Genomic DNA, 19,772 nt, shown 5'->3' on the forward strand with positions numbered 1-19,772 from the left:
CGACAATCCACACCGCGCCGTGCGCCCAAGGCGCACGCTACGCCCGCGTCACGTACGTCGCGCATCCTGCGCGACAATCCATATCGCGCCGTGCGCAGAATGCGCACGCTACGACCGCGCCACGTACGTCGCGCATTGTGCGCGACAATCCACACCGAGCCGTGCGCCCAAGGCGCACGCTACAAATAAATCGAACGTTATCTCCTAAAATGGCTGCTTTTATTTCTATATATCCATACTATTATTCAGATGTCATGCAACAACATATCAGCGAAATAGCGAGGAAATATGAGAGAAGTAGGGGTAAAAGGTTATGATGCCCTCATGATCATCATTCACTGGAGCAGTGCTCTGCTTGTATTCGGGCTGTTTGTGCTGGGTTGGTGGATGGTCGATCTTACCTACTACTCTAATTGGTACACAACGGCACCGTGGTGGCATAAGTCCCTAGGTTTGTTGGTACTCTTCATCACCCTTTTTAGAGTTGTTTGGCGGCTTGTAAAAGGCACCCCGACAATTGATGGTTCTGCACTCGAGAAAAAAGCTGCAAAACTCGGTCACGTACTACTCTATATCAGTCTACTCGCGGTTGTTTTTAGCGGTTATTTAATCTCAACGGGTGAAGGCAAACCTATTAGCTTTTTCGATTGGTTTGACGTCCCTGCGTTGCCTTTTCAGGTAGATCAACAAGCCACATTAGCAGGTGCCATCCACGAATATGCCGCTTATGTCTTAGTGATCCTAGCGCTAGGTCATGGCGTTATGGCAGTAAAGCATCACTTTATTGATAAACGTTCAACACTTATTCGAATGATAAAACCGTAAGAGGAAACTAAGTTATGAAAACACAACTTTTAGCATTATCCGCCATCGTAGGTAGCGTATTAGCAGCTCCCGCGGTTGCAGACGATTACGTCATTGATACTGAAGGTCAACACGCTTTTATTCAGTTCAAGATTAAACACTTAGGTTATAGCTGGTTGCTAGGGCGCTTCAATGACTTTGAAGGCAAATTTAGTTACGACGAGGCGAATCCGGGCAATGCCTCAGTTGAAGTGACAATCGATACAGCGAGCGTTGATACCAACCATGCGGAACGCGATAAACATCTCCGTAGCGACGACTTTTTAAACACGGGAGAATACCCTGAGGCAAGCTTTGTCAGTACACGTTACGTCCCAGATAGTGATGATGAAAATGAGGGTACGCTGTACGGCAACTTTACTCTGAATGGTGTAACCAAAGAAATTGCTATCGAAGTAGAACAGGTCGGTGCAGGCGAAGATCCATGGGGTGGCTTCCGCCGTGGTTTTGAAGGTGAAGTCGACCTGACATTGGCCGACTACAACATTGATTACAACTTAGGCCCTGAGGCCAAAGAAGTTGAGCTATACCTTTCCATTGAGGGTGTCCGCCAGTAATTAGCGCGCTTTAGCGGTTAGTGCTTGCTTATAAGCATTAGCCGCTAGGCGGTTATCACCTAGCGCAGCGTATGCGTCACCCATCCTAATGTAATCGTCCTTATTGCACGCATTTAAATCGTTAAGTTTCTTTAGCGCTCGCTGAGCCAACGAATAGTCTTTGTTCCCCAAAGCTAACACAGCAAGTGCGCGGATATACTGACTGTCGTTAGGTTTGCGCTTCAAGTGAGATTGTACCCAATCAATGATGTTGGGGTCGGTACCGACTAACACGTGTTCATTAACACAGTCATTCAAATTAAGCTCACCGCGCTCCAAGCCCTTTTTGACGACTTTAGTGCACGCAGCGTGTTGTCCGTAGTAGTTCAGTGCCTTTGCGTACGCGAGTCGAATAGACGGTGTGCTACGCTGTGTGCGGCTTAGACTCTTCCAGTCTTTAAATAGTGCTTTGGCATCGTTATGGGCGATACGAATAAAGTGCTGCAGGTAAACCGATAATACGAGTTGGTCATAATCCTGTTGGCTGAGCTTTGCTTGTTCTTGGATTTGATTCAAATGAGGTTGCAAGTCATCTAAGCGCTTTTCGGTTTTATATAACTCAATGGTCTGAGCCCATTGACTAGGAGGAAGCTCACCCCGATCGAGCTGACTCTCCACGTGGCGTATTGAAAGCTGCTGATGATCGCCATTATTCTGAGTTTCACTTTGCATAGAAATAAAACCCACCGCCGACTTGAAGTCTGAACCCGCAGTATCGAGCCAATATTTTGCTTTGCCAGGCTCCCCTGCTCTATCTGCGGTGAACGCTAATAGCGCAGCCAAATTCTCAGAACGTTGCTGTTTATAGAGAAGCTCGAAATCGACTAATGCGGACGTGTAGTCGTGCTTTAGCATAGCAAGTATAGCTCGCCTTTCTCGCTGTTTAAGTTTCTTAGCTTTTCGCCGCGAGAACCACTGACTTCCTGCACGCGTCTTACCTAATAAAGCTCTAATGGCAGCAATAACTATGCTGAACGCTAATATCGCGATTACTAGAAATACAACCAAGCCAATAACGGTGCTTTCTATCGTATAGCCCGCAAAATTAATTAACAGATAACCTGCGTTGCCAGCAGAGATCGGACCTAAAATAGCCCCCGCAATTAAAACAACTAGGACGTACACCCACCATTTCATTGTAAACGTCCCCCTAGCTGACTTGCTGCTACGGAAAGAGACGACACTTCGGGCAGCTCAGCGGCTTGTTTAATGCCATCCTCCAATTGCGCTAGCTTCTTCAGTACGCGTTGTTGTGCCGGACTATCCGCTTTTATGTCACTAATTAATGCACTCGCTTCTTTCAGTTTGGTTTTGGCTAGCTCAACTTGACCTTTTAATGCGGCATTTTCTGCAACGCTAAGCGTCAAATCGAGCTGTTGCTGTTTAAGGGTGATGGCTTCGTTTGATATAACGGGCTCTATAGAGTCAGTCGACTTTTGAATACGGAAAAAATTATCCATAAAGGCACGCCAGTTATAAGCAAGATGTTCGCGCCAATTGGTCGGTTCTTTGGTTTGTCTATTTTCACTTGCGAAATCATGGGTCGGTGTTTTATTTGCTAGCGAGAGGGCTTGGCGTTTTGCTGCCGCAAGTTCAACGACCCATTGCGTTGCATCGCTCTGTTGGTACTCCAATAAGGCTTGCTTGTCCTCTTCGATTGCCTGGCGAATTTGCAAGGCTCCTGATGATTCAATACCTGCTAATTGCTGACTGGCAATATCAAGAAGTTGAAGTGCGGTTTGTGCGTCGGCATTAAAAATCGCTGAGCGAGCTGCTGCCGCTAAGGTTTGCTTGACTTCAAACAAACGCCACTCACGTATACGCTCGGCCTGTTGTTGAGGTAGCTGATCAGCTAATTGTTGCAACGTTTGTTGTTGCCGGTTGAGTTCCTGTTCTATCTGGTTCAGGCGTCGATTGAGCTGAGTTTGTTCACGGTTGTCTGAGTTTTGTTCAATCTGACGCTTCGCCTGTTGCAGTTCGGTCTGCAGCTGTTCAAGTTGCTTCTGAGTGCGGGCGACGGTTGCCTGACGCGCATATTCTATGACGGGCTCTTTTACTTGAGTCTGTGTTTCAGATTCCGGCCAAAATGGTAATTGTTTGTATGGCTGCTTTAAATAAATCCAAACAGCCAGACCTATTACTGAAATAAGCAACAGCCAATAAATAGCACTTTTAAGTCGCGAGCGTGATCGTTTAGGCGACTTGTGTGGGTCTGATGAAGTGGCCTGATTAGACTCTGTTGCTAAATCGGCCGCCGTTTCTGGGGTTTCGTTCTTATCGTTATCCATGTTTTATTATCGCCTCAATCATCTTGCTCTCAGTTGCACTGCCAGTCACGGTGATAGTGTCTGCTGCAACAAAGGGAATTAGGTCTCTCAAGCGTTCACTCGGAACAATCCAATCGCAACGGGATAGCCATCCACCAGCTTCTCGAGGCAGGCTGGATAAAAAATAGCCTAACTGCTCTGCGCTTGTCACTACAATTAGATTAACTGTATTCATCCACTGCGTCACTTGCGTTTCGTCATTTAATGGCCGTTTTACTCGTCGATATACATCAATGCTACTGACAGTAGCGCCTCGTGCTCGCAACGTATCGAATAGTAAATCTCGGCCCTTCTCACCTTTGATAATAAGCCATTTTTGATTATCGACATTAACCATTTCTGGCAGAGCTAGTAATGACTCACTATCATGTTTATATGTCGGACAGTATGCGGAAATGCCGAACGTATTGGCAGCCAGTCGAGCCGTTGTTGGTCCCACTGCAAACATTGACGTTTGGGGCAGAAAACGAAAGCCGGCGTCTGCCGCAAACTTGACAGCATTTTTGCTTATCCAAATCACACCATCGTAGTCCGGGTTTACAAGCGGCTTTACGCTAATAGGCTCGATATCAATAAAACTGTGTTGTGTGAATTGAATTGCTGACTCCGACAACGCACCGATAATACGCTGTCTAGAGTCATCGGGTTGTAATATCAGCGCCTTAGTCGTGCTGGTCATACACCGCCTTCAAAATTTCTCCTGCACCCCGTGCGAGTAGCTTCTCCGCGAGTTCGATACCCAGCGCCTCGGCTTGTTCGACAGGACCTTGGATTTCTTCTCGGATGACCTCGACACCGTCTGGATCGCCGACCAAGCCTCGTAAACTGAGGTGATCACCATCCACCACTGCAAACGCGCCAATAGGTACTTGGCAGCCGCCTTGAAGTCGACGATTCATCGCACGCTCGGCTAATACGCGATAACGTGTCGTAGAGCACTGCAGTGGTTCGAGCAGCGCTTTTATCTCGTCATCATCGCTACGTACTTCAATACCTAATACGCCTTGGCCATTAGCTGGCAATGAATCTTCAACGGGGATAAATGATGTAATACGTTCACCGAGCTCTAATCGTATAAGACCTGAAGCAGCTAGAATAATCGCATCAAACTGACCTTCATCCAGTTTGCGTAAGCGCGTTTGAACATTGCCGCGTAGATCGTTGATTATTAAATGTGGAAAACGCTCTTTAATCTGGCAACGACGGCGCAGACTGCAGGTTCCAACAACAGCGCCTTCTGGCAATTCATTCAATGATTGGTAGTGGTTAGAGACAAAGGCATCGCGAGGGTCTTCGCTCTCGCAGATAGTGTGCAGCTCTAGTCCAGGAGGGAACTCAACCGGAAGATCTTTCATAGAATGTACCGCGAGGTCGGCTCTGCCTTCTAACATCGCTGCTTCAAGTTCCTTTACGAATAAGCCCTTACCGCCGATTTTAGCTAAAGGTGTATCAAGGATAATATCGCCGCGCGTCGACATGGGTACAAGCTCAATTGTGAGCTCTGGATAGAGCGACGCTAAACGAGCTTGTATATGTTCCGCCTGCCACATGGCGAGTTTACTTTTGCGCGTAGCAATTCTTACCGTCTTTGACATGTCTACCCCTTACTACTTAATGACATTTCGCTTTGGTGGTGCGATGATAGGCGCCACGAGCATATTCAATATAAAGATATAGTTTAGCGATGTTTAAGCGAAATGTAACCAAGCCATTGATTCAACTGTGTATCGTTTTCTCCAGTGTATGCGCCCTAGCCGCTTGTGGTCAAAAAGGACCTCTGCAACCAGCGCCAATGCCTGAAAAAAACCAACAGCAACCACAACCACAACAACCAAGTAACGCCGATGAGTCAGTTAAGTTATAAAGCGGGACAGCTTCATATAGAGTCTAACAACCTTTCAGCGTTAGCTGAGCAATTTGGTACGCCACTTTATGTTTACTCAAAAAGCCAAATTTTAGCGAATTGGCAAAAGTTTCGTGCGTTTTGGCCGAGTCAGCATAAGTTGTGCTACGCGGTTAAGGCGAACAGCAACTTGGCTATATTGCAACTACTTGCTCAACACGGTGCATGGTTTGATATTGTTTCAGGAGGCGAGCTCAAGCGTGTGTTAGCAGCCGGTGGATCCGCTAATCAGGTGGTATTTTCGGGCGTCGCCAAGTCAGAAGTAGAGATTCGTTTCGCACTCGAAAAAGGCATTGCATGTTTTAACGTTGAGTCTGCAGCAGAGCTAGAGCGGATTGAGCAAGTTGCTCGGGCGCTAAAAACACGTGCTCCCGTGTCTCTGCGCGTCAATCCCGATGTTGACGCTAAAACACACCCTTATATCTCGACAGGTTTAAAAGCTAATAAGTTTGGGATAGCCATAAATGATGCTATGGCAGTTTTTCGTAGAGCTCATACGCTTAACCATATCGAGCTGTTAGGTGCAGACTGCCATATTGGTTCACAAATTATGTCTGATGCGCCTTTTTTAGATGCAGCAAAGCGTATGTTTAAGCTCTTAGAAAGACTGCAAGAAGAGGCAATTGAACTTTCACACCTTGATTTAGGAGGAGGTTTCGGTGTCGATTATGAAGGCCACGCAACCCTCGATTTAGAAAATTATCTTCAAGGTGTTATTGATCTAGCTCACGACTACCCTAAGCTCACGTTAATGTTGGAACCAGGACGTGCAATCGTTGGGGACGCTGGCGTGTTGATTAGTAAAGTTGAATACATAAAGCGCTCAGATGACAAACAGTTTGTGTTAGTCGATGCGGGAATGAACGACCTGATGCGTCCTTCGCTTTATCAAGCATGGCACGATATTGTGCCTGTACGTGAGTTGACCGGGGTTGCGGATGGCATCGTAGATGTTGTGGGCCCTGTTTGTGAAACAGGTTGCTTTTTGGGCCATGCGCGCCATCTCAATGTAAACGCCGATGACCTTATTGCTATAAAGCACGCGGGGGCTTATGGGTTTACTATGGCGTCAAATTACAATACGCGTGTACGACCTGCTGAAGTCTTGGTTGAAAACGACCGAGCATGGTTAATACGTGAGCGTGAAACATTCGATGATCTGATCCGCGGTGAGCGGCTTATCGCTGAGGAGTAGAATGATGTTACTGCAGTTCTCAAAAATGCACGGATTAGGTAATGACTTTGTTGTCATCGATAATGTCACACAGAACTTTTATGTGAATCCTGAGCAAATTAAGCAGTGGGCAGACAGGCACCGTGGTATCGGGTTCGATCAACTGCTATTGGTCGAGCCGCCATATGACCCTGATCTCGATTTTCACTATCGCATTTTTAACGCTGATGGAAGCGAGGTCGCACAATGCGGTAATGGGGCGCGATGCTTTGCTAAATTTGTTAAAGCGAAAGGTTTATCAAATAAAAATCACCTAAAAGTGAGTACCAAAGCCGGCACGATGGTTTTGCACATAGAAAAGGATGGCCAAGTAACGGTCGAAATGGGTGAGCCCATGTTTGAGCCAGCCAGTGTCCCTTTTAAAGCTCAGAAACCCGAGCATACCTATGTATTGAGAGTCGCCGATGAGACCGTGTTGTGTGGTGTAATGGGGCTTGGAAATCCACACTGCGTTATCGAAACGGACGATGTAAATACCGCTCCGGTCGCGTCATTAGGTGAAAAAATTGCTCAGCATGAGCGCTTCCCTGAAAGCGTCAATGTGGGCTTTATGCAGATTGTCTCGCGTCAGCAGATAAAATTACGTGTGTTTGAACGTGGTGTCGGTGAGACTCAAGCTTGTGGTAGCGGAGCTTGTGCCGCCGCGGTCATTGGAATGCAGCAAGACAAACTGGAGCGCCAAGTTAAAGTTACGCTGCCCGGTGGCGAGTTGACTATTCGTTGGCAGGCGGGTCAGTCGGTAAAAATGACAGGACCTGCAACACTTATTTTTGATGGACAAATGGTGATATGAACGATAACAAACAAGCGCTTGATACACCTGTCATTGATGACACCCTTATTCGAGCCTATTTGGAACAAAATCCCGACTTTTTCGAACGACATGATGATTTACTCAGTCGTCTGTCAGTTTCTCACGAACGTAAAGGCTCGGTATCGTTAGTCGAACGTCAACAACAGAAGCTACGTGAGCGCGTTAATCAGTTGGAAGAAGAAATAACCGAATTAATGATTAATGCAAGGCGTAACGAGGCCATTTTTAAAGCCTATAGTAAATTGTATGTTCAATTACTAAATTGCCGGACTCTACAGCAGGCGCTCGATGCTTTAAGTGACACATTTGAAGATGATTTAGGTTTATCGGCCCTAACATTGAAAGTATTCGATAGCCCCATCGAAGTCAGCGATCAATTAGTTTTTGCGGCAGATACTCACCGTCAGTTATTGAGTAAGCGCTTTGAGGAGAGTCCTATCTATCTTGGACGCTTAACTGAACAAGAACGCAAGCTGTTATTTCAAGATGAAGCGGTTCATTCAGTCGCGCTGATGTCACTCGGTGATCAAGGTGAAGTCGGCATGTTTGCGGTCGGCAGTAGCCAAGCGGACCACTTTGAGCCAGCAATGGATCCTTTGTTAATTAATCAATTACAAGCCTTGTTAAGCGCCTTATTGCCTCGCTTGCTCGTTGATCATGAAGCTGCATGAGATTCAGCATCGTTGGTTGCAACAACTTGAAGGCGAGCGTGGGTTAGCTCAGCTGACGATTAAAAACTATCAACGCCTGACGGGGATCGATATTGAGCAGCTCGACCGACAAGGTGTCGAGCATGCCCATCAATTGACTCGCTCGATTTTTGAACGACTACTTGTGGGGTGGCGCCGAGATGGTCTCGGCGAACGTTCAATTGCGCTTAAACTATCTGCATGGCGAACCTTTGTGCAGTACATGCTTGACTATCAACATTTAAATGATGATCCCCTCAGTGGCCTAAAGGCACCTAAGATCCCTAAAAGGCTACCTAAAAACCTTGATGTCGATAGTATTTCACATTTATTGGAACTTCCCCTCGATGATGAATTAGCGATCCGAGATTCCGCGATGATGGAATTGCTTTACTCGAGCGGCTTACGTTTAGCTGAGTTAGTGAGCTTAGATATGGATAGTATCGACCTTCGCTATGGACAGCTGCGCGTTGTTGGTAAAGGAAGCAAAACACGAATTGTCCCTGTGGGTAAGATCGCTATAAAAGCGATACAGCGTTGGCTGAAAGTACGGGCCAATTGGTTGGCTATGCGTCCCGAGGTCGCGCTATTTATTAGTCAGCGTAACCAACGTATTAGTCAGCGAACCGTGCAGCAACGGCTCAATTTTTGGGGAAAACAGCAAGGCGTGGTGGGTAATTTACATCCACACAAATTGCGCCACTCTTTTGCTTCACACATGTTGGAATCCAGTGGCGACCTAAGAGCCGTACAAGAGTTACTCGGGCACGCGAACCTGTCGACTACGCAAGTCTATACTCACTTGGACTTTAAACGATTGGCAGAAGTTTACGATTCGGCTCATCCTCGTGCAACTAAAGGTAAGAAGTCCTCATGATACGTTTCCATCGACGCTTTCATCCGCCTAAAGTCATTAGTTTTGATTTAGACGATACTTTATACGACAACGTTCCGATTATTAAACGTACTGAGGAGCGCACCCATTCGCTCATCACTGAACGTGTGCCTGAGACGCGAGAGTGGGATATTGAGCACTGGCGGCAGCGCCGGTTGGACTTAATGCGACGCGATGATGCCCTAGCAGACAATATGACTGCGCTGCGTCGTGCCACTTTGCTACAAGGCTTTCGTGAACTTGAGATCGATGATGCGGACACGGTAACCGATGAGATTATGGATGCGTTCCTTGCTTTTCGAAGCGACTTTAGTGTCAGCGAAGAAGTACATGACTTGCTCGACCAATTAGCATCTCGGTATAGCTTAGTGGCTGTAAGTAATGGCAATGCCGATGTTAAGCGCGTCGGAATTGGGCACTACTTTAAACTTGCCTTACAACCGACCCATGATTTACGTGGCAAACCCAATACTGACATGTTCGAGTACGTAAAGCAGGCAATGAATTGCGCACCCGAGGCTATTTTGCACGTTGGTGACTCGCCGCAGTCGGATGTTTTCGGTGCTCAACGTGCTGGAATGCAAAGTGTTTGGTTAACCAGTGGCTTAGGACGCTCACACCAGTTGCGCGTATTGCCAACGGTGACCATTGATGACTTACAGGAACTTAGCGCATTACTCCTTTAAGATAACTGGTTGCTTATACAGTATTGGATCATTACACTGAGCCTCATTCAGTTAGCCAAGGAGTCATGCATGAGCACGCACCCGTTAATTTCCGGTTTAAATGAGAAGCAAGCCACGGCGGTAAGCGCTGATGATCGGCCTATGCTGGTATTGGCTGGCGCCGGTAGTGGTAAAACTCGGGTATTAGTGCACCGAATTGCTTGGCTGATTCAAGAACGTCGTTATTCTCCTTACAGTATTTTAGCCGTGACCTTTACTAACAAGGCTGCCTCGGAAATGCGAGGTCGTGTTGAGCAACTCCTCGGTTCATCGGTCAGAAATATGTGGATAGGTACGTTCCATGGTCTCGCCCATCGTCTGTTGCGAGCGCACTATATGGATGTAGGCTTACCGCAAAACTTCCAAATATTGGATAGTGACGATCAACAACGTTTGGTTAAGCGCTTAATTAAGTCAATGAATTTGGATGAAAAGCGCTGGCCAGCAAAACAAGCGCAATGGTATATCAATGGTAAAAAAGACGAAGGTTTAAGGGCACAGCATATTGAAACCTTTGATCCCACCGAACAAACCTTAAAACAGATTTACGAGGCATACCAAGAGAGTTGTGACCGTGCCGGTCTAGTTGATTTTGCCGAGCTGCTTTTGCGTGCGCATGAGCTACTGCGTGATAACAAAACCGTGCGGGAACATTACCAAAAACGCTTCCGCCATATCCTCGTAGACGAGTTTCAGGATACTAACTCGATTCAGTATGCTTGGATTCGTTTGCTTTCTGGGCAAGATAATATCGTCACCATTGTCGGCGATGATGACCAGTCAATTTATGGTTGGCGCGGTGCTCGGGTTGAGAATATCCAGCAGTTTTTAGACGATTACCCTGCAGCTATGACTATTCGTCTTGAGCAAAATTATCGTTCGACCGGAAATATATTGCGTGCCGCGAACTCAGTGATCGCAAATAATTCAGACCGACTTGGCAAAGATCTTTGGACAGAAGGCAATGAGGGCGAGCCTATTAGCCTCTATGCTGCGTTTAATGAAATGGACGAGGCACGCTATATCGTGGGTCGTATTGAGGAGTGGCGCGATCAAGGTGGTGCCTTACAGGACGTAGCGCTGTTGTATCGCAGCAATGCGCAGTCACGCGTACTTGAAGAAGCGCTACTGCATGCGCGTCTTCCCTACCGAATTTATGGTGGCTTGCGATTCTTCGAACGGCAAGAAATCAAAGATGCACTCGCTTATTTACGTTTAGTTAGTAATCGTGATGATGATGCGGCGATTGAGCGTGTCATTAATACACCGACGCGCGGTATTGGCAATCGTACCTTAGACATCATCCGGCAGACGGCTCGAGAACAGAAGAAATCTCTCTGGCAGGCGGCGACCCAGCTTGTAGATGAAAAGCAACTAGCGGGTCGAGCGCGCAATGCAGTGGCGAGCTTTATCGAACTTATCAATACCACTGACGATGAAACGGAAGACTTCACTCTGGGTCGTTTAAGCAATGAAGTGATATCACGCTCTGGTTTGCTGGCGATGTACGAGGCCGAAAAAGGTGAGAAAGCGGAAACACGAGTTGAGAACTTGAAAGAGTTAGTCAGTGCCTGCGAAAACTTTACTCAAGACGACACTGAAGAAGATCTTACACCGCTTAATGCCTTTTTAGCGCACGCGGCGTTGGAAGCCGGTGAAGAGCAAGCCGATGAATACCAAGATGCGGTTCAGCTGATGACGCTACACAGTGCGAAAGGGCTCGAATTTCCGATGGTCTTTATGACTGGCGTTGAGGAAGGCGTATTTCCTTCGCAGCAGTCGATGGACGAACCAGGACGCTTAGAAGAAGAGCGTCGGTTGTGCTATGTCGGTATGACACGAGCGATGCAAAAGTTAGTTATCACATACGCCGAACAGCGGCGTATTTATGGACAAGACTTTTTCCACAAAGTGAGTCGCTTTATTAGCGAGATGCCAGCAGATGCTCTGCATGAAGTGCGCTTGCAAACTCAGGTACAAAAGCCGACAAGTTATGGACGCTTCAATACCGGTGCAAGTCATGAGGCCTTTGAGCAAACTGGATTTTCGTTGGGACAGCGCGTGCGTCATGCGAAGTTCGGTGATGGAACCGTGCTCAATTATGAAGGCACAGGTCCGCAAAGCCGTATCCAAATAAATTTCGATCAAGTAGGGACTAAGTGGCTTGTGGTTGCTTATGCCAAACTTGAACCATCTATCAGTTAGTTGATCGACATTCGCGTTATGCGCGTAAGCCATAATACACTCTCATTAATGAGGAAGTTATTATGAAACGCAGTGCAAACGCAGTTTGGAAAGGAAGTATCAAAGAAGGTTCAGGTGTTGTATCAACTCAAAGTGGCATCTTGGATGAAACACAGTATTCGTTCAAAAGCCGCTTTGAATCAGGCAAAGGTACTAACCCTGAAGAGCTGATCGGCGCTGCTCATTCAGGCTGTTACGCGATGGCTTTTTCGCTGATGCTAGGCGAGGCCGGTTATGAGCCTAACTCGATTGATGCAAAAGCTGAAGTGAGCTTAGTTGAAGCTGACGGTGGTTTCAAAGTGGATAAGATTCACTTAACAGTGCAAGCCGATATTGAAGGTATTGAGCAGGACGAGTTCGAGAAGCTCGCTGAAGAAGCCAAGAAAGGCTGTCCTATCAGCAAACTTCTCAATGCAGAAATCACGATGGAAGCAACGCTTAACTAATCGGCTCCTGTACCGCTGACTTTTTCAGACGGCGGTTTCGCTGGCGCTGTATCACCGAGTCAAAGGTGTATAGCGCCAACGCACTCCAAATAATCACAAAAGTAATGAGCTTACTCTCTGCTAACGGTTCGTCATACAAGTTCACGGCAAGAATAAACATCAGACTCGGTGCGATATATTGGAAAAAACCGAGTGTTGCGTAGCGAATGCGTTGCGCCGCCGCCGTAAAGCAAAGGAGCGGGATCGTCGTAACTAACCCTGCGGCCATCAGCAACACGTTAAGTTGCCATGAGTTGGCTGTCATATCAGCACTGGGTGAGTCTGCGAAAAACAGTAAATATCCCAACATGACCGGCACAAGCAATGTCGTCTCTAACCATAGACCCGAAATCGAATCGACAGGCAAACGCTTTCTTATCGCGCCATAGATCGCAAAGCTGCTCGCTAAAGCGAGCGCCACCCAAGGCACTGAGCCAAATGTAACGACTTGTATTCCCACACCAACAATGGCTAACCCAATAGCAAATAGTTGTAACCGTCTCATCTTCTCTTGGAAAAAAGCCATGCCAATGGCGACATTGAGCAGTGGGTTAATGTAGTAACCCAAACTTGCATCTAACATATGATTCGCATTAACCGCCCATATAAATAGAAACCAGTTACCCCCCAATAGACAGGTGGCGACAGTAAGACGAAACATCATTTTTGGTGAACGGATAATCGGCTTTAAACGATTCAGTCGTTTTAAGCCTACGATGAGGATAAAAACTAATATAAACGCCCAAATAATTCGATGTGCCAGGATTTCGAACGCCGGCACTTGTTGGACTGATTTAAAATAGATGGGTGCGAAACCCCAAAATGAATAGGCGGCCAGCGCGAAGAAAACGCCCTGACGCGCTCGAACAGCATCTTCGGTCATGATGTTACCTAGTGATTACCCGACGAGATAAGTGCCTGTACCAAAGGCGATATGCGTACCGTCTTCATTATGAAGTTCCATTCGCGCCACGGCAACCTTGTTGCCTGAACGGATTATCGATGCATTTGCAATAAATTCTTTACCCCGACCGGGACGCAGGTAGTCGACGCGAAGATCAATTGTGCCACACCGACTCAACCGTTCCATCAGGTAATGCTTTGAAGGTTCCTGTAAACGTTCAATCATGCCAGCGATAGCGACCAATCCACCGGCAGTATCAAGGGCGGTTGCGGTTACACCGCCGTGTAACATGCGTTGTGGAACATTACCCATGAGTGGATCTTGCCAACGAAACTTCACTTGGCCGCGCTCGGGTGTGAACTCGGTAATTTCAAAGCCAAGTAACTTTTGAAAAGGTACTTGTTCGTTCATAAAAGCAGATACGCGTGTGAGAATTTCTTGGGTATTCATTATTTATCATGGTGCAAAGAGGCTAGGACGCTTACAATAGAGTGATGCGAATCATTAAGTCAATAACAGCTAGCCGATTTTATTATGACGTTAAGTGAAGCTCAGCCGACAACATCTAGCTTGCAGCAGACGCTAGCCAACGTTTTTGGGTATACCCAATTTAGAGCGGGTCAAGAAGCTGTCATCCAGCAACTGCTTGAAGGGCGAGACACACTTGTGTTGATGCCAACAGGCGGTGGAAAGTCACTTTGCTATCAGTTACCCGCAATTCATCAACCTGGGCTGACGGTCGTTATTTCACCGTTGTTGTCATTGATGCAAGATCAGGTCGAGGCATTACAGGCAATGGGTGTTGCGGCTGAGGCGTTGCACTCGGGTCTATCTTCTGAACAAGCCTTGAACGTATTGAGACGCTTACAAAATGGCGAAGTATCTTTACTCTACGTAAGTCCGGAGAGAGCGTTGCAAGCTGCGTTTATTGAGCGTTTGCAAACATACCAACCTCAGTTTATTGCGATCGACGAAGCGCATTGTATCAGTCAGTGGGGGCATGACTTTCGACCCGAGTACGGTCAACTAGGTCAGCTACGTCACGTATTACCTAATGTTCCTTTTATGGCTTTGACTGCTACGGCGGATGCGGCAACGCAACAAGATATCATCGAACGGTTAGGACTAAGACAACCCTATTGTCACCGTAGCTCCTTTGACCGACCGAATATTCGCTATGTCGTGCAAGATAAGTATAAGCCTTTTAAGCAGGTCAAAGACTACGTACGCAAGCAGAAAGGCGCAGCAGGTATCATTTATTGTGGTAGTCGCAAGAAGACCGAAGACATTGCCGAGAGCTTACAAGATGCAGGCGTTCGAGCAGCACCTTATCACGCAGGTCTCGCGAGTGAACTGAAAGAGACAACATTAAGACAGTTTTTACGCGACGACTTGGATGTGGTGGTCGCGACAGTCGCCTTTGGTATGGGTATCAACAAACCCAACATCCGTTATGTCATTCACTTTGATATTCCGCGTAGCATTGAGTCCTATTATCAGGAAACCGGCCGAGCTGGCCGTGATGGTTTGCCAGCGGAAGCACTATTATTATACGACCCAAGTGATGCGCAATGGATACGGCGCATTCTAGATGAGCATGATAATGAGCATCGGGGGATCGTAGAACGTCAAAAGTTTTCTGCAATGCAAGCGATGGCAGAAGCCCAAACTTGTCGGCGTTTAGTACTGCTCAATTATTTTAATGAGTTTTCTGAAAAAGAATGTGGTAACTGTGACTTGTGTCTCGATCCGCCAACGCGTTTTGACGCGCTTGAAGATGCACAAAAAGCATTAAGTTGCGTTTATCGGGTTGGTCAGCAGTTTGGTATTTCTCATGTAGTCGAAGTGTTGCGCGGCTCAAAAAATCAAAAGGTACTTGAACACCAACACCACGAGCTCAGTACTTATGGGTTGGGTCGTGATCAGACACATGAATACTGGTATTCGATACTCCGTCAGTTGATTCACCGTGGCTTTTTGGTACAAGATATCCGCCGACATGCAGCCCTGCAGTTAACAGCAGAAGCGCGTCCCATACTGCGCGGCGAAAATACGCTTGAACTGGCTAAGCCTCGTCTTAATTTGACGTCGGGTCAAAGCAAAATCACTGACCGAGGTGACTACAATAAAGTGCTGTTTAGACGTTTAAGGAAATTGCGTAAAGACATCGCCGATCGGGAGGGCGTTCCGCCGTTTGTTGTATTTAATGATAATAGTTTGGTAGAAATGTGTCAGAAATATCCAACTTCAGCTCCAGAAATGTTGGTGATTAGTGGTGTTGGTCAGGTCAAATTGGAGCGTTATGGCGAGGCGTTCATTGATGAGATAGAGTCATTTCTTACACTCAGTTCGGAGAAGGATGTATTGGATGGATGAGACCGTCACACTACCGAGGCTTCCGAAAGATGATACCGACCAGGAAATTAATGCGTGGTTAACCTTGGTAACTCAACGTATAAATGCAACGATTAAGGAACGAGAATGCAGTGCAGACTTATGGAGCTGGCGTCTTGCGATAGATGGCAAACATTGGTTATTGCATTACTCGTCATTGTGCGATGCTGCGTGGTTAGTGCCACTTGAGGGAACAGAGCAATGGATCGAAGCACAAGTCAGGAAATTGTAATATCATGAAATTCGCTAGGCAGAGCGGCTTTTTATTGGTGATATGGGCTCTGATGTTAATAGGTAGCCATGCTTCAGCGAGCGATATCGTTACTGTTTCGGCGCAAACCGACCGTCTGCTTCTTTCGCAGCACATGACATTTCGCGTGTTGCCAGCGAATACGTCTCTACAGCAGCTCGATATTAATCGTGCCCGATACTGGCAGTCTTTCGAAGCGCTAAAACAAAGCGCGCAAGCAAACAACGACACAACGGTATGGGGGTTGGCAACGCTCTACAATCGCAGTGCTATCAATCAGGCTTTTGTCGTTGATCTTGGCGGTTCTTACGTCAAATACGCACAAGTATTTGTGATAAATCGGAATGAAGAAGTCATTGATTCGGCTGATGTTCGCTTTAAAGATGGCCTGATTCAGCGTCCGTACCTTGCACAACAAATGATGTTACCCATAGAAGTGCCGGCTCGCACTACAGTACGTTTGCTCGTCTCTGTCGAAACCCCTCCCGAATATGTCAATCCAATACAGCTTTGGAATCCCGGCTCATTACAGCTCCATCTGCAACAAAAACAAACTGCATTGGGTATTAATGTGGGATTGATGGTATTGATCGCTGTTGCAGCATTTAGTATGACTCGAGGCAATCGGAGACGTCTTCAGCTGAGTATTGCGTGTGTTTGCGTCACTCTCATACTCGTCGTGTTATTGCACAGTGGTCTTTGGATCACCTATTTCTCGCCGTTAAAGCCCAGTATTGCACAACTATTAATGCCCTATTCGCAACAATGGTTATTGGTTGTTCTGGGGTGGGCATGTGTTGAGTTATTTAGTCGGCTAGCGCGTCAATCGCAAATTGTACGCGGCTTAAAGTTGATTACCTTAGTGTTCATCGTTAGTGCGGTATTGCAGCCATGGGCTCCTATGCTAAGGAGCGCTTGGTGGCTGGCGGCGCAAAATTCAGCGTTGATGCTTACCGCCCTATTAGCGATGTTCTTTATTACATCGAGCCGCGCGCGCAACCGCATCTTTTGGGAAGCCTCCCTACTCACTGTGCTAACCGTTCTCAGCTTACTGATAACATGGCCGCGAATGTCTTCAACCTGGGTTGGTCAGAATACCATTGTCGTATATTGTGCGATGACAGCAACACTCTTGGCGTTATTGATTGCCAACTTCGAGCGTATATCCGAGCAACTTGCCCACAAAGTTCATCGTTTAAAAGCGGCGAATCTAACTATTCGCAGACGTATGCGACTGTTTCAGCAGCGTAGCTCAGAGGGTTGGTTTGAGCTGGATAGAAAGATGCAGTGGATCCGTGCCAACAAGCCTTTTCTTTCTATGCTGGGATGTTCAAATAAAAGCATGTTGGTGCAACATTGGCCCAGTGCTGAAGAGCTTTTCGGTGAAGCTGCTTTAAGCTGGCGCGAGCCAGGTCGCAGTGAGCACTGGCAACAGTTGGTGAATATCACGTTAATTAGTGGTCAACGGCGTTGGTTTTCGGTATCCATCTATCCAGATGGTTTGGGCCACGTGATGGATGTATCCAAACAAATCGATGCAGAAATGCAACTCAACTATTTGGCCAAACATGACTCGTTAACAGGCTTGCTTAACTTTGAAGAGTTTAAGCGAATTTTCCAGGCGAAGCTCGACAAGCAAAAGCCATGTACGGTGATGTTGATCGATATTAAAGGCTTCGACGTGCTCTGTGATCAGGTTGGAGGACAACATCGAGATCAGGCATTATTACAACTTATTCTGCAAATGAAGAAGAAAACTCCGCAAACAATGCGGCTTGCGCGTTACCCAGTGAATGGTATTGCTATTCTCGGACCGGATGATGAGCAAGCGGTCTTCGCGCTTTGCTATCAGCTTGTGCAAATTGTACGGGAGTTTAGGTATAGCACCGAGGGTCGCGTTTTCCAGTTTACGGCAAACGCAGGCATGGCCGTTGCTAAAGATGCGCATTTGCGTATAGCAGAACGGCTCATTCGACAGGCGCACGATGCAGAAAAAATTGCTCAGCAGTTGGGTGACTTTAAAGTGTACAGTGCTACAGCGGACGATCATCGCCGGCTGCAAACAAGCGAAGAGCGGCGTTGGGAGGATCGGCTTCGTAGTGCCTTAGTCAACCAAGACTGGCAAGTATTTCGGCAGCCCATATTAAGCGCATCACTCGAGCAGGATAAACACTGTTATGAAATCTTGTTGCGATTACCCAATGACGATGCACTAGAGCCCGATGAAGCAATTGCTCCGCAGCAGTTTCTAAACGCCGCGGTACAAGCGGGGATTATGGGAAAGGCGGATCGTTGGCTGTTTCGCGAGCTTATAGAACGTTTCGAAGAACAACCCTTTGAAGCAACACGTACTTGGCGTTGTCATGTGAATTTATCACAGCAGAGCTTAGAGGATGCAGACTTTATAAACTTCATTGAGTCGATGGTAGCGCACTCGAATATTCAACCCAAACAGTTGATGTTTGAAGTTGCGGAACCTATCGCAAACGATCGATTTGAGGAGACGTATCGCCTATTCAAGGAGTTAAATCACTTAGGTTTTGGTACGGCTATCGATCAGTTTGGTACTGGCTTCAATAGCTTTCGTTTGCTCAAGTATTTACCTCTGACTCAGATAAAAGTGAATCGATTTTGGGTTCAAAATATGTTGCTAGACCCGACTGATGCTGAGTTGGTAAACAGCTGCATTCGTTTAGCGCAAATTAATAATATTGAAGTGACCGCAGTCGGAGTAGAAAATGATGAAACGCGAGCGTTGTTAACGAAAGCCCAGGTTGACTACTTACAAGGCTTTGCCTGTGGTAAGCCGACGTGCTGGTAATGATGCAAAGAAAAAGGGCAGCTTTATGCTGCCCTCTGTTCAACTTGTACTATTTTGCCCAGGGAAAACAAAATAGACTAGCTTTCGCTTTTAACTCGATTCTCGAGTAGTTCTTTTGGCGAACTACCAATATCGATACGCTTAGGTTTCATCGCTTCAGGAATGCGTTTTACTAACCCAATAGTTAACAACCCATTCTTAAGTGCTGCACCCGTTACTTCGACGTGTTCTGCAAGGCTGAATTTACGCTCGAATGCTCGGTTTGCGATACCTCGATGCAGATACTCACGTTGTTCGTTTTCTTCTGCTTTCTTGCCAGTAACGCGTAGTACACCGTTCTCGACTTCGATTTCTAAATCGTCATCTTCGAAGCCCGCGACTGCGATAGTGATCGCATATTGATTATCTGCCACACGCTCAATGTTGTATGGAGGGTAACCGCTCGCACTGGTGTCAGAACGAAGTGCTGCGTCGAGTAGTGATGCCATACGATCAAAACCTACGCTGCTGCGATACAGAGGACTTAAATCTATAGTAGCCATAGTCATTCTCCTTAGAAGCAATAACATTTTAATTTTCAATAAAAAGGCACAAATCGTTGTCGCCTTTGCTGAGGGTGACTCTCTT

20 protein-coding genes are annotated in these 19,772 nt (G+C 46.8%); 13 read left to right on the plus strand and 7 right to left on the minus strand.

Features of this window, described 5'->3' with window-relative positions; genetic code table 11:
* Nucleotides 1-288 precede the first annotated feature (288 nt).
* Together ABNS04_RS08100 and ABNS04_RS08105 are read left to right on the plus strand one after the other, a co-directional pair.
* On the plus strand, nucleotides 289-825 hold the full coding sequence (locus ABNS04_RS08100) for a cytochrome b (RefSeq protein WP_272977394.1): 537 nt from the start codon (nucleotides 289-291) through the stop codon (nucleotides 823-825).
* 14 nt (nucleotides 826-839) lie between these two features.
* Nucleotides 840-1,421: a YceI family protein gene (locus tag ABNS04_RS08105; protein WP_006954690.1), complete on the plus strand. Its 582-nt coding sequence runs from the start codon at nucleotides 840-842 to the stop codon at nucleotides 1,419-1,421.
* Here the strand turns inward: ABNS04_RS08105 and ABNS04_RS08110 are convergent, their stop codons facing one another.
* Genes ABNS04_RS08110 through hemC form a run of 4 tightly spaced genes read right to left on the minus strand, consistent with a single transcriptional unit; the run spans nucleotide 1,422 to nucleotide 5,382 of the window.
* Nucleotides 1,422-2,597 carry a heme biosynthesis HemY N-terminal domain-containing protein gene (locus ABNS04_RS08110; RefSeq protein ID WP_272977395.1) on the minus strand — a complete coding sequence of 392 codons (1,176 nt, stop codon included), beginning with the start codon at nucleotides 2,595-2,597 and terminating at the stop codon, nucleotides 1,422-1,424.
* Entirely contained in the window at nucleotides 2,594-3,748 is a 1,155-nt protein-coding gene (locus ABNS04_RS08115; RefSeq protein ID WP_272977396.1) for a uroporphyrinogen-III C-methyltransferase, read from the minus strand. Before ABNS04_RS08115 ends, ABNS04_RS08110 begins: the two co-directional genes overlap by 4 nt.
* The gene (locus ABNS04_RS08120; RefSeq protein WP_272977397.1) at nucleotides 3,741-4,466 is read right to left on the minus strand and encodes a uroporphyrinogen-III synthase; all 726 of its coding nucleotides are present in this window, start codon (nucleotides 4,464-4,466) and stop codon (nucleotides 3,741-3,743) included. The genes ABNS04_RS08115 and ABNS04_RS08120 overlap by 8 nt, the downstream gene beginning before the upstream one ends.
* Complete coding sequence (hemC, locus tag ABNS04_RS08125; protein ID WP_272977398.1) at nucleotides 4,450-5,382, minus strand: hydroxymethylbilane synthase; 933 nt, start codon at nucleotides 5,380-5,382, stop codon at nucleotides 4,450-4,452. Before hemC ends, ABNS04_RS08120 begins: the two co-directional genes overlap by 17 nt.
* A gap of 89 nt (nucleotides 5,383-5,471) precedes the next feature.
* Here hemC and ABNS04_RS08130 point away from each other — a divergent pair, with 89 nt between their 5' ends.
* From ABNS04_RS08130 to ABNS04_RS08165, 8 genes are all read left to right on the plus strand, one after another.
* The gene (locus ABNS04_RS08130) at nucleotides 5,472-5,651 is read left to right on the plus strand and encodes a lipoprotein (protein ID WP_006954679.1); all 180 of its coding nucleotides are present in this window, start codon (nucleotides 5,472-5,474) and stop codon (nucleotides 5,649-5,651) included.
* Nucleotides 5,632-6,885 (plus strand): diaminopimelate decarboxylase, encoded by a 1,254-nt coding sequence (lysA, locus tag ABNS04_RS08135; protein ID WP_272977399.1) that lies wholly within the window; start codon nucleotides 5,632-5,634, stop codon nucleotides 6,883-6,885. The genes ABNS04_RS08130 and lysA overlap by 20 nt, the downstream gene beginning before the upstream one ends.
* 4 nt (nucleotides 6,886-6,889) lie before the next feature.
* Nucleotides 6,890-7,717 carry a diaminopimelate epimerase gene (dapF, locus tag ABNS04_RS08140; RefSeq protein ID WP_006954677.1) on the plus strand — a complete coding sequence of 276 codons (828 nt, stop codon included), beginning with the start codon at nucleotides 6,890-6,892 and terminating at the stop codon, nucleotides 7,715-7,717.
* Nucleotides 7,714-8,409 (plus strand): DUF484 family protein, encoded by a 696-nt coding sequence (locus tag ABNS04_RS08145; RefSeq protein ID WP_006954675.1) that lies wholly within the window; start codon nucleotides 7,714-7,716, stop codon nucleotides 8,407-8,409. The genes dapF and ABNS04_RS08145 overlap by 4 nt, the downstream gene beginning before the upstream one ends.
* Nucleotides 8,396-9,304 (plus strand): tyrosine recombinase XerC, encoded by a 909-nt coding sequence (locus tag ABNS04_RS08150; RefSeq protein WP_006954674.1) that lies wholly within the window; start codon nucleotides 8,396-8,398, stop codon nucleotides 9,302-9,304. The genes ABNS04_RS08145 and ABNS04_RS08150 overlap by 14 nt, the downstream gene beginning before the upstream one ends.
* A complete protein-coding gene (locus ABNS04_RS08155; protein ID WP_006954672.1) occupies nucleotides 9,301-10,008 on the plus strand; it encodes an HAD-IA family hydrolase in 708 nt (235 codons plus the stop codon). Before ABNS04_RS08150 ends, ABNS04_RS08155 begins: the two co-directional genes overlap by 4 nt.
* 69 nt (nucleotides 10,009-10,077) lie before the next feature.
* A complete protein-coding gene (gene uvrD / locus ABNS04_RS08160) occupies nucleotides 10,078-12,252 on the plus strand; it encodes a DNA helicase II (RefSeq protein ID WP_348671343.1) in 2,175 nt (724 codons plus the stop codon).
* A gap of 62 nt (nucleotides 12,253-12,314) precedes the next feature.
* Nucleotides 12,315-12,737 (plus strand): OsmC family protein, encoded by a 423-nt coding sequence (locus ABNS04_RS08165; RefSeq protein WP_006954667.1) that lies wholly within the window; start codon nucleotides 12,315-12,317, stop codon nucleotides 12,735-12,737.
* Here the strand turns inward: ABNS04_RS08165 and rarD are convergent.
* Entirely contained in the window at nucleotides 12,730-13,659 is a 930-nt protein-coding gene (rarD, locus tag ABNS04_RS08170; protein WP_006954666.1) for an EamA family transporter RarD, read from the minus strand. The two genes, ABNS04_RS08165 and rarD, sit on opposite strands and share 8 nt — an antisense overlap.
* A 15-nt stretch (nucleotides 13,660-13,674) precedes the next feature.
* On the minus strand, nucleotides 13,675-14,130 hold the full coding sequence (locus ABNS04_RS08175; protein WP_272978251.1) for a thioesterase family protein: 456 nt from the start codon (nucleotides 14,128-14,130) through the stop codon (nucleotides 13,675-13,677).
* Between the two features lie 84 nt (nucleotides 14,131-14,214).
* On the opposite strand from ABNS04_RS08175, the gene recQ reads away from it, so the two are divergent.
* The 3 genes from recQ to ABNS04_RS08190 are packed head-to-tail and all read left to right on the plus strand — an operon-like array spanning nucleotide 14,215 to nucleotide 19,145.
* Nucleotides 14,215-16,056 (plus strand): DNA helicase RecQ, encoded by a 1,842-nt coding sequence (gene recQ / locus ABNS04_RS08180; RefSeq protein ID WP_006954662.1) that lies wholly within the window; start codon nucleotides 14,215-14,217, stop codon nucleotides 16,054-16,056.
* A complete protein-coding gene (locus ABNS04_RS08185) occupies nucleotides 16,049-16,306 on the plus strand; it encodes a DUF3630 family protein (protein WP_006954659.1) in 258 nt (85 codons plus the stop codon). Before recQ ends, ABNS04_RS08185 begins: the two co-directional genes overlap by 8 nt.
* 4 nt (nucleotides 16,307-16,310) lie before the next feature.
* Nucleotides 16,311-19,145 (plus strand): bifunctional diguanylate cyclase/phosphodiesterase, encoded by a 2,835-nt coding sequence (locus ABNS04_RS08190; RefSeq protein WP_348671345.1) that lies wholly within the window; start codon nucleotides 16,311-16,313, stop codon nucleotides 19,143-19,145.
* 77 nt (nucleotides 19,146-19,222) lie between these two features.
* Here ABNS04_RS08190 and ABNS04_RS08195 read toward each other — a convergent pair whose 3' ends face one another.
* On the minus strand, nucleotides 19,223-19,687 hold the full coding sequence (locus tag ABNS04_RS08195) for an Hsp20 family protein (protein ID WP_006954656.1): 465 nt from the start codon (nucleotides 19,685-19,687) through the stop codon (nucleotides 19,223-19,225).
* Nucleotides 19,688-19,772 lie beyond the last annotated feature (85 nt).

It is taken from the genome of uncultured Idiomarina sp. (genome assembly GCF_964010655.1).
In the GTDB taxonomy this organism is placed as follows: domain Bacteria; phylum Pseudomonadota; class Gammaproteobacteria; order Enterobacterales; family Alteromonadaceae; genus Idiomarina; species Idiomarina baltica.

Bases quoted from the DNA above. Each gene is read 5' to 3' on its own strand.
- ABNS04_RS08100 (WP_272977394.1), top strand. From the start codon at position 289: ATGAGAGAAGTAGGGGTAAAAGGTTATGATGCCCTCATGATCATCATT.
- ABNS04_RS08105 (WP_006954690.1), top strand. From the start codon at position 840: ATGAAAACACAACTTTTAGCATTATCCGCCATCGTAGGTAGCGTATTA.
- ABNS04_RS08110 (WP_272977395.1), bottom strand. From the start codon at position 2,597: ATGAAATGGTGGGTGTACGTCCTAGTTGTTTTAATTGCGGGGGCTATT.
- ABNS04_RS08115 (WP_272977396.1), bottom strand. From the start codon at position 3,748: ATGGATAACGATAAGAACGAAACCCCAGAAACGGCGGCCGATTTAGCA.
- ABNS04_RS08120 (WP_272977397.1), bottom strand. From the start codon at position 4,466: ATGACCAGCACGACTAAGGCGCTGATATTACAACCCGATGACTCTAGA.
- hemC (WP_272977398.1), bottom strand. From the start codon at position 5,382: ATGTCAAAGACGGTAAGAATTGCTACGCGCAAAAGTAAACTCGCCATG.
- ABNS04_RS08130 (WP_006954679.1), top strand. From the start codon at position 5,472: ATGTTTAAGCGAAATGTAACCAAGCCATTGATTCAACTGTGTATCGTT.
- lysA (WP_272977399.1), top strand. From the start codon at position 5,632: ATGAGTCAGTTAAGTTATAAAGCGGGACAGCTTCATATAGAGTCTAAC.
- dapF (WP_006954677.1), top strand. From the start codon at position 6,890: ATGTTACTGCAGTTCTCAAAAATGCACGGATTAGGTAATGACTTTGTT.
- ABNS04_RS08145 (WP_006954675.1), top strand. From the start codon at position 7,714: ATGAACGATAACAAACAAGCGCTTGATACACCTGTCATTGATGACACC.
- ABNS04_RS08150 (WP_006954674.1), top strand. From the start codon at position 8,396: ATGAAGCTGCATGAGATTCAGCATCGTTGGTTGCAACAACTTGAAGGC.
- ABNS04_RS08155 (WP_006954672.1), top strand. From the start codon at position 9,301: ATGATACGTTTCCATCGACGCTTTCATCCGCCTAAAGTCATTAGTTTT.
- uvrD (WP_348671343.1), top strand. From the start codon at position 10,078: ATGAGCACGCACCCGTTAATTTCCGGTTTAAATGAGAAGCAAGCCACG.
- ABNS04_RS08165 (WP_006954667.1), top strand. From the start codon at position 12,315: ATGAAACGCAGTGCAAACGCAGTTTGGAAAGGAAGTATCAAAGAAGGT.
- rarD (WP_006954666.1), bottom strand. From the start codon at position 13,659: ATGACCGAAGATGCTGTTCGAGCGCGTCAGGGCGTTTTCTTCGCGCTG.
- ABNS04_RS08175 (WP_272978251.1), bottom strand. From the start codon at position 14,130: ATGAATACCCAAGAAATTCTCACACGCGTATCTGCTTTTATGAACGAA.
- recQ (WP_006954662.1), top strand. From the start codon at position 14,215: ATGACGTTAAGTGAAGCTCAGCCGACAACATCTAGCTTGCAGCAGACG.
- ABNS04_RS08185 (WP_006954659.1), top strand. From the start codon at position 16,049: ATGGATGAGACCGTCACACTACCGAGGCTTCCGAAAGATGATACCGAC.
- ABNS04_RS08190 (WP_348671345.1), top strand. From the start codon at position 16,311: ATGAAATTCGCTAGGCAGAGCGGCTTTTTATTGGTGATATGGGCTCTG.
- ABNS04_RS08195 (WP_006954656.1), bottom strand. From the start codon at position 19,687: ATGGCTACTATAGATTTAAGTCCTCTGTATCGCAGCAGCGTAGGTTTT.